The sequence below is a fragment of the Streptomyces sp. Ncost-T10-10d genome (genome assembly GCF_900091955.1).
Taxonomy (GTDB): domain Bacteria; phylum Actinomycetota; class Actinomycetes; order Streptomycetales; family Streptomycetaceae; genus Streptomyces.
The window spans coordinates 1-8,273 of record NZ_FMDF01000200.1; the positions used below are offsets into that span (position 1 = coordinate 1).

The 8,273-nt window shown below is 69.6% G+C and carries 8 protein-coding genes; 1 reads left to right on the plus strand and 7 read right to left on the minus strand.

Annotated features, from left to right (window positions below; all coding sequences use genetic code 11):
* Positions 1-162: 162 nt before the first annotated feature.
* Positions 163-1,260 carry a cation diffusion facilitator family transporter gene (locus GA0115254_RS34500; protein ID WP_256102921.1) on the minus strand — a complete coding sequence of 366 codons (1,098 nt, stop codon included), beginning with the start codon at positions 1,258-1,260 and terminating at the stop codon, positions 163-165.
* 66 nt (positions 1,261-1,326) lie between these two features.
* Here GA0115254_RS34500 and GA0115254_RS34505 point away from each other — a divergent pair, with 66 nt between their 5' ends.
* Positions 1,327-1,686 (plus strand): ArsR/SmtB family transcription factor, encoded by a 360-nt coding sequence (locus tag GA0115254_RS34505; protein ID WP_176740407.1) that lies wholly within the window; start codon positions 1,327-1,329, stop codon positions 1,684-1,686.
* Between the two features lie 172 nt (positions 1,687-1,858).
* On the opposite strand, the gene GA0115254_RS34510 is transcribed toward GA0115254_RS34505, so the two are convergent.
* The 6 genes from GA0115254_RS34510 to GA0115254_RS44900 form a co-directional block, all read right to left on the minus strand.
* On the minus strand, positions 1,859-3,142 hold the full coding sequence (locus tag GA0115254_RS34510; RefSeq protein WP_093899201.1) for an MFS transporter: 1,284 nt from the start codon (positions 3,140-3,142) through the stop codon (positions 1,859-1,861).
* Entirely contained in the window at positions 3,139-4,266 is a 1,128-nt protein-coding gene (locus tag GA0115254_RS34515) for a PLP-dependent cysteine synthase family protein (protein WP_370740990.1), read from the minus strand. The genes GA0115254_RS34510 and GA0115254_RS34515 overlap by 4 nt, the downstream gene beginning before the upstream one ends.
* Before the next feature lie 127 nt (positions 4,267-4,393).
* Positions 4,394-4,864 (minus strand): hypothetical protein, encoded by a 471-nt coding sequence (locus GA0115254_RS34520; protein WP_093899203.1) that lies wholly within the window; start codon positions 4,862-4,864, stop codon positions 4,394-4,396.
* Between the two features lie 346 nt (positions 4,865-5,210).
* Positions 5,211-6,749, minus strand: coding sequence for a SulP family inorganic anion transporter (locus tag GA0115254_RS34525; RefSeq protein ID WP_093899204.1), 1,539 nt, complete (start codon positions 6,747-6,749; stop codon positions 5,211-5,213).
* A 489-nt stretch (positions 6,750-7,238) separates the two neighbouring features.
* A complete protein-coding gene (locus tag GA0115254_RS34530; RefSeq protein WP_093899205.1) occupies positions 7,239-7,664 on the minus strand; it encodes a hypothetical protein in 426 nt (141 codons plus the stop codon).
* Between the two features lie 330 nt (positions 7,665-7,994).
* Positions 7,995-8,147 carry a hypothetical protein gene (locus tag GA0115254_RS44900; protein ID WP_176740408.1) on the minus strand — a complete coding sequence of 51 codons (153 nt, stop codon included), beginning with the start codon at positions 8,145-8,147 and terminating at the stop codon, positions 7,995-7,997.
* Positions 8,148-8,273 lie beyond the last annotated feature (126 nt).

An 8,273-nucleotide genomic window follows, 5' to 3' on the forward strand; every position in this document is an offset into this window, starting at 1 on the left:
AGACGATGCGGTGGCCGACGTTGCCCAGGTCCGGCCGGAGATCCAGCCGGTGACCGAGTCCCGCACATTCAAGCTTGTCGTGCAGTACGGTGACCGGCCCGGCGGCGGACAGCACGACCGGCCAAGTCCTCATGGTCCTGGTGGCGTTGCGGCCTTCTCGGCTCAGGTCCCGTGGTGTGCCAGGACGAGGTGCGGGTCAGGGGCACCCGGCGCCGGAGTCGGGTCGGCATGGACCAATGCTGCGGTCAGCTTCGGTACGGCGTGCAGCAGGGCGTGCTCGGCCTCCACGGCCACCTGGTGGGCCTCACGCACATTCAGCTCGCCGTCGACGACAACCGCGACCTCCGCACGCAGTCGGTGGCCGATCCAGCGCAACCGCAGCTCACCCACCGCCCTTACGCCCGGCACTCGTCCCAGCGCGAGCTCGGCTGCGTCGACCAGGGCGGGATCGACGGCGTCCATCACCCGGCGGAAGACTTCCCGGCAGGCGTCGCGCAGCACCAGCACGATCGCAGCGGTGATGAGCAGACCCACGATCGGGTCTGCCAGCCGCCAGCCGATCGCGGCACCGCCTGCGCCCAACAACACGGCGAGCGAGGTGAATCCGTCGGTTCGGGCGTGCAGTCCGTCGGCGATCAAGGCAGCCGAGCCGATCTCGCGTCCGACGCGGATGCGATAGCGGGCCACCCATTCGTTGCCGACGAAGCCGACGACGGCCGCCGCAGCGACAGCGGGCAGGTGGCTGATCCCCTGCGGGTTCAGCAGCCGGTCGATCGCGGTCCAGGCGGCAAAGAATGCGGAGGCCGTAATGGTCAGCACGATGACGATGCCGGCCAGGTCCTCGGCCCGCCCGTAGCCGTAGGTGAAGCGGCGGTTCGCCGCCCGGCGCCCCAGGACGAAGGCCACGCCCAGTGGCAGTGCGGTCAGTGCGTCGGCCGCGTTGTGCACGGTGTCTCCGAGCAGGGCAACCGAGCCGGACAGGACGACCACCACAGCCTGCGTCACAGCCGTGACACCGAGCACCGCCAGAGAAATCCACAGCGCCCGCATGCCCTGCGCGGAGGACTCCAGGGCGCGGTCGACCTTGTCGGCGGACTCGTGCGAGTGCGGTTTCACCAGGTGGCCGAGCCGATGCCGCCACCGCGCCCGGTGGCCGGTGCCACCGTGCCCATGGGCATGCCCGCTGTCCCTCCCCTGCTCATGGTCGCGAATGTGCCGGTGCTCGTGCGGGTGGTGGGGGTGTCCGGGCTGCTCACTCACGGTCCGGCCTTTCGACGCGGGACGGGGATGTGGACACCACAAGGCGCCCTGACCCATTATGTGCACATGAGCGCACGCATGCACCTATCACCTGCACACAGTACGCACCCGCGAGATCCGGGCGCCGAACAGCTCACCACCGCCGCCGCGGTCCTGGGCCTGCTCGCCGACCGCACCCGGCTCGCACTGGTGCACACCCTCGGCAGAGGTGAAGCGGATGTCACCACGCTGACGGCAGCCTGCGGAGCAGCTCGTCCAGCGGTCAGCCAGCACTTGGCCAAGCTGCGACTGGCGGGGCTCGTGTCCGTACGCAAGGAGGGCCGGCGCATGATTTACGGCCTGCCCAACGGGCACTTGCGACGCGTGGTCGACGAAGTCCTCAACCTCGCCGACCACCACCTCAGCGGTGCCGCCGTGCACGACTGAACCGTATGCGGTGGTCGGTCGTCATGGCGCAGACCGCAGTTCACATGGTTCATCCGACTTGCCTTCCCACAAAGACTTCAAAGGAGCGCCAGGACCACATCAAGGCCGCTTTCCCGAATGAGCGCCGTTTTCCCGACGAGCTGAGCAGACCGTCGTGCCGGAAGGCGCTGCCTCACCGCTGCGGAGCGGGTTCCCCCGCCCGGGCGACCCGGAGAGGCCCGAGTCTCCCGGTGCGTGTCAGGCCGGCGATCGCCGCGGCGCACACCACGCCCACGACGCACAGCATGAGCCAGGGCAGCCGCGGTTGCCCAGTGGAGGCATCCCAGACGGCGCCGGTCGCAAGGTTCCCGACGGTGATCCCGACGCCCGAGATCGTGTTGTACAGGCCGTAGTGGGTGGCGACCAGCCGCTCGCCGGAGAACGCGACGACGGTGTCCATCTCGAACGGGTACACCAGGGCCGTACCGAGGGCGAGCAGGGCGGCCGCGAGGAACAGTGGCGCCAGGGCCACCGTCCGGATCAGCAGTCCCTCGCCCCGGGGCGGCGCGCCCGCGACAAGGAGCGGTGCGAAGGCGCCGCCCATCAGTGTCAAGCCGTACACGACGGACCGGCCCGGAGACCAACGCGCCCGCGCCCAGGCGGTGATGCGCAACTGTCCGGCCGCGGCAACACCCGCCGATACGGCGAAGAGCGCCGTGCTGACGCCGTCCCCGCTCCCCGGGGAGACCCGCTGCGCCTGCAACGGCAGCGCCAGGTAGACCTGGAAGGACAGGACGTACGAACCGATCATTGCTGCGGAGAAGAGCAGGAAGGGGCGGTTGGACACCACAGTGCGCCAGTCGGCGAGCACTCCTTGGCGCCGCTCCTTCGTAGCCGGCGGGCGCCCGCGGTCGGGCAGGACCTTGACCTGTACGAGAGTGAGCCCGAGAAAGAGCAGTGCCGCCACCGCGCACACCAGCCGGAAATTCAGTGCGATCAGGGCAAGACCGATCAAGGGGCCTGCGAACATGCCCACTTGGTAGAAGACGTTGAACAGCGCGAACGCCTCCACCCGCCGCTCCCCCGCTTCCCGTGCGAGCAAGGCCCGCACAGCCGGGTTGAACAACGCCCCCGCGAAGCCCGTCAGCGCCGACGCGGCGATCAGCGCGGGCAGCGAATCGACGAAACCGAGCAGTCCGAATCCGACGGTCCGCAGCACACATCCGGCGCTCATCACGCTCTTGCAGCCGAGCCGGTCCGCGAGCGTGCCGCCGATGAGGAACATGCCTTGTTGGCTGAAGTTCCGCACGCCGAGCACGAGTCCGACCGCCCACGCCGCCATGCCCAGGCCGCCCGAGAGGTGGATCGCAAGGTAGGGCATGAGCATGTAGAACGCCGTGTTGATGGTGAACTGCTGGACCATCAACAGCCGTACGGCACCGTCGAAGGAGCGGAACTGCCGGGCGAGCTCCCTCATCGTGTGACCTCCTCGTCGGCGCGGGGCGCGGTGATGTTCACACAGCGCGTCCAGCGCTCCACGACGCGCTCACCGGGATGGGCGATCTCATCGGGGTCATCGGCGGGCCGACGTGAGAGGAGGTCGTGCGTGCGGCAGTAGTCGTCGTTGTAGACGGTGTCCCAGTAGCGGTGGACTCCGTCGGGGAAGATCGCCGCGATACGGGTACCCGGGGCAAGGGTGCGGGCGAGCCAGCCGGCCACCAGCGCAACCGCGCCGACGCTCCAGCCACCGCTCGCACAGTGGTGCCTCGCCAGCTGTCGGGCCGCCCGGACCGCCTCGTTCGGTGCGACCCAATGGGCCTCGTCGAAGGCGGCGTGGTCGACATTGCGCGGAGAAATGCTGCTGCCCAGGCCCCGCATCAGGCGGACACCGGCGGGCTGGCCGAAAATGGTGGAGCGCACCGAGTCGACGCCGACCAGCCGCACACCCGGCGAGATCGCGCGCAGGGCACGGGCGGTCCCGGCCGAGTGCCCGCCCGTTCCGACGGCGGCCACCAGCACGTCCACCCGGCCGAGCTGTACGGTCAGTTCGAGGGCAAGATTCGCGTACGCCGCCGGGTTGTCCGGGTTGTGGTACTGGTCGGGGCACCAGGAGCCCGGATGCGCGGCGAGCAGGGAGCGGACGCGGTCCCTGCGCGCCTGCTGCCAGCCGCCGGCCGGACTCGGTTCTGCCACCACCTCCACCCGGGCGCCGAGGGCGCGGAGCTGGTGGACCATGAGCGGTTCCATGCCGGGGTCGGTGACCAGAGTGACCGGATGGCCGTAGGTGATGCCCGCGAGCGCGAGACCGAGTCCGAGCGTTCCGCTGGTGGACTCGATGACGGGCGCTTCGGGCCGGAGCTCTCCGCGGGCCCGGGCAGCCGCAACCATGTGAAGGGCGGGGCGGTCCTTGATGCCGCCGGGGTTGGCGCCCTCCAACTTGGCCCAGAAGCCTCGGCCGGCGGGAGTGAAAGGGCTTCCGACCCAGAGGACCGGGGTGTTGCCCACCATGCCGGCGGGGGTGCGGCGGGGCGCACCCGCCGGTTCGGGGAGTTCGTGTGCCGCCACGAAGGCGTGCACGTCGTCGGTGGAAATGCTGCGCATGGCAGCGGTCATGGCAACCTGGTCTTTCCACGGCCGCGAACCGGGTCGGGGCCGTCGCGTGAGAGCGGTACGGGTACGGGCGGCTCGTGCGGACGGTCGCGGGAGCGGCCGGGCGCACCGGGCCGTTTCACGTACGGCTGACGCAGACCAGACGCAGCAGAGAGAATCCTGTGGGGCATGGCGGCCCGCCGGCTGCGAGACCGACGGGACGGCGCCACGACAGACCCGAGAGGCCCGCCTCCATGAGTCCCCACGCTGCCAGGGTGACCAGCAGCGCCGCCAGGACGGGAAGCCCGGAGCGCGTCGGCGCCTCGACCAGGAGCACCGCCGAATCACAGCATCCGCCGGGAGTCGCTGGATGATGCCCGGTCTCGGACACGTCGCGGTCGGAGGTTGCCGCCGTGTCCGACACGGGCCCCATGTCCCGCGCATGGGGGTCGGCTGCGGACAGCGGGCCGCCGAGGAGCGACACATGGTGTCCGTCCTGCGCCTGCACACCACATGTCAGCACGTGGGCCACGGCGGCGATCGCCAGGCTCAGGAGCAGAGTGATGACGAGGCGGCGAACACCCGGCCCCGGGGCAACAACGGACGGCACGCCCCGACCGTATCGCCGAAAAGGAATCGATGCGCATTTATGGGGAGGTAAGGGTGAAATACCTCATTGATCCGGTACAAGCAACGCGAATCTGCTAATGAACCGGGTTCGGGCCCAAGCCCCTCATCGTCCGGCGCTGTCCGCTCTCGCCGCAGGCATGGTCCGGCTGTCTTCGCCGGACCCGACGGGACTTTCCGAATCGACGTCCTGCCCACTTCCCCGCTCTCGGCTGTGGGCATGCCACCCGCGCCATTCCGCAGCGGCGAGCGGCCGGAGAAGGCAACAGCGTGTAAGGGTCGGCGCCTTCGGATGTCGCCTGTCGGATGTGTCCGAGTACGTGGCCGGCTCACGAGGCATCGATGATCCTGACCGGTTGGGTGCGTCCTTCCTTGCGCGGCTCGGCCCATGTGGACAATGCGGTGCGGCATGCGTGGTCAAGGTGCCGCAGTCCCGTCAGGTCGATTTCCAGGCTGCGGTTTCGGGGCAGTGCCTCCAACGCGTCCAGCATCTTCGGCAGTCGCAGAAACGTGGCGCTGCCGATCATGTACACCTTGACCGGCCCATTGCCCTGATCGGACACCTCCAAGCGCAGGTGGGAGGTGTCCCAAGCAGTCTTGGCCACCGCGAACGCCAAGCCGATCAGCACGCCTTCGAACATGTTGACCACGACGATCGAGGCCGCCGTTGCCGCCAGGATCACGGCCTCTCCGCGTTGTTCGCGCCACAGCCCGCACCATTCCCCGACGGGGATCAGCTTGCCGCCCGAGTAGATCAGGACCCCGGCCAGTGAGGCGATCGGCACCACGGAGAGGGCGGACGGCAGGATCGCAGCGAACAGCAGAAGCCAGACGCCGTGCAGTACGCGGGAGGCCTTGGTGTGTGCGCCTGCCTGGACGTTGGCCGCGCTGCGCACGATGACTGCTGTCAACGGCAGGGCGCCGAGCATCCCGCAGACCGTGTTCCCGACGCCCTGGGCAATCAGCTCCTTGTCGTAGTCGGTACGCGGCCCGTCGTGCAGCCGATCCACAGCCGCTGCGCCGAACAGGCTTTCCGCCGAGGCGATCAGGGCGAAGGCGAGCACGGTGCCGACCAGAGTCACCCCGGCCAACTGCCCGAAGGCGTCTGCTGTCGGGGGCTGAACGGCCTGGAACACCCCCTGCACTTCGACCTTCGCCACAGGGGCGTCGGACAGCACCGCCAGTCCGGTGGCCACACCGACCCCGGCCAGCGGAGAGGGTACTCGTCGTACAGCGTGCGGCAGATGCCTCCACACGGTCATCACCGCGATGGTTGTGGCCCCGAGTGCGAGTGCGGCCTGTGCCTCGGAGGAGCCCGCTGCTCCCGTGAACAGTCCCGGTAGGCCGATGATCTTGGCAGGGCCTGTACTCGGTGACGGCGCGTCCGCCATCGCGTAGAGCTGACCGGCGATCAGCACGAGCCCGATCCCGGCGAGCATTCCCTGTACGACGGAGACAGAGACTGCCCGGAACCATCCTCCGATGCGTGCGAGGCCCATGACCAGCTGAAGTACGCCTGCCACCAGGACAATCACCCCCAGCGCGGTGATGCCGTAAGCGCTGACCGCCTCGTGGACCAGCACGGTCAGGCCGGCCGCCGGGCCGCTCACCTGCAGGCTGCTGCCAGGCAGACAGCCGACCACCAGACCGCCGACAATGCCGGTGACCAGGCCGAGTTCAGCCGGAACGCCGGACGCAGTCGCCACTCCGACGCACAGAGGAAGGGCCACGAGGAAGACGACGAAGGACGCCGCCACCTCACGTCCCACCGCTCCGGCGCGCGGTTTGCCGACTGCGGGGTCGTCCCCCCTGCCCCTGGGATGCCGATCGCGGCCGGGTACGCGGGCGTGATCGATGAAGGATCGCATGTCAGGCAGGTGTCCCCAATGCGCCCGGGGCGCGTCTGTGACTTGAGTGAATGCACCCGGGCAGGAGGGGCCGGTGCGGTGTACGCCACCGGGCCCGCTCACCGCCGGGAAGCAGTCAGAGGCGGGGTTCGGGTGAGCCGTCCCCGATGGGGTCGTGGCGGCACAATGTGACACACCAGGGGCGTCGCGTGACCACAACCCGGCGCCACCACCCGGACGGCGCCTTCGTAGGACGTGGCGCCTGTGGCAGCGGACCGGGGCCGTGAGCGGACCCGTCGCCGGGTGGAGATGGGGCGATGTTCACGGGCGGGGCGGGTGAGGTGACTTTCCGGGCGGCCTCGGCGCGTACCAACGCGCCCATGGCCGCAAAGAGGTCTGCGGGCATGACGGAGTGCTCCTGCGCAGTCGATGAGCGTCAACTACTGTGACGGCAGGCCTCTTCCGTGGCGCCCCGCCGACCGGCAGGCACATCGAAGAGGCCGGGTTCGCTCAGCAGCGCAGGGCGCATCCCGAGGAGAACCCGGCAGCGCCCGCGGCCGTGGCAGGAGCGGGCCTTGCAGTTCCGCTGTCGGCCTCTGTATCCCGGCGGACCGCGTGCGACATGACGGAGGAAGCACCCGCGAGTTCGGCGGAGTGCTTCGGCTTGCCGATGGAAGTCGAACCCACTCGCCAGCCATGGCCGCCCCCGTGACCTCCGGAGTCCGGGACGGCGGACCCCACCGCGGGCGGAGCGGCACTGTCGATGTCCCCGGTCACGGTGTGAACGGCGCGGCCTTCCAGGCCGATGTGTGAGGACATCGGCTGCTGCCAGGCCGGGAGTGATACGGCGTGTGCCAGCGTCGCCAGAGTGATCAGCGTGATCGCACAGAGGGCACGGGACAGCAGGCGCATCGTATTGCCGCTGCTGGGCACCATGTGCACACCTCCCGCCGGACTCCGGAGCACCAGAAAACCCCACGAGTGCTTCTGCTGACACTGCAAATGAGCTGTACGGTGTCGAATTCACCCGGACGGCGAATCAGCAGATGGCTGCTGCTGGACAAACCTGTGTTCCGGTGGATGCCCCGTCGGTGACGTGCTCCCCCGACGTCGTCTCGGGGCCGCCGCCCGGTGAGGCCGGGTCAGACGGTGGCTGCGGTGTCGTCGTGTGCGAGGTCCATGCCCAGCTCACGGGAAGCCTCGGCAGTGCGGGATGGCATCGGCGCCGACGACGAACCGCAGCGGGGCCGGATCCGGCCTCACATGTCAACCACGCACCGTGCGGAAGTCGGGCGTGAGGCCGATCAGGCAGCCGCCTGCCACCAGCAGGACCGGCTCGTTCGCGTGCAGGCGGCGAGCCGGCCACGTCGGGACCACCACGGCCACGAGGACCACCGCGGTGACTTCCAGGCCCGGCATTCGGCACCGCCTTCCCGCTGGGGCAGGCACCCCTCTCCCTGATGCCCGTCGGAGCAGAAGCGCAGCCCGGGTCTCACCCGGGCAGACGAGGCACACCACAGGCAGCCCCGGATGGGGCATCTGAGA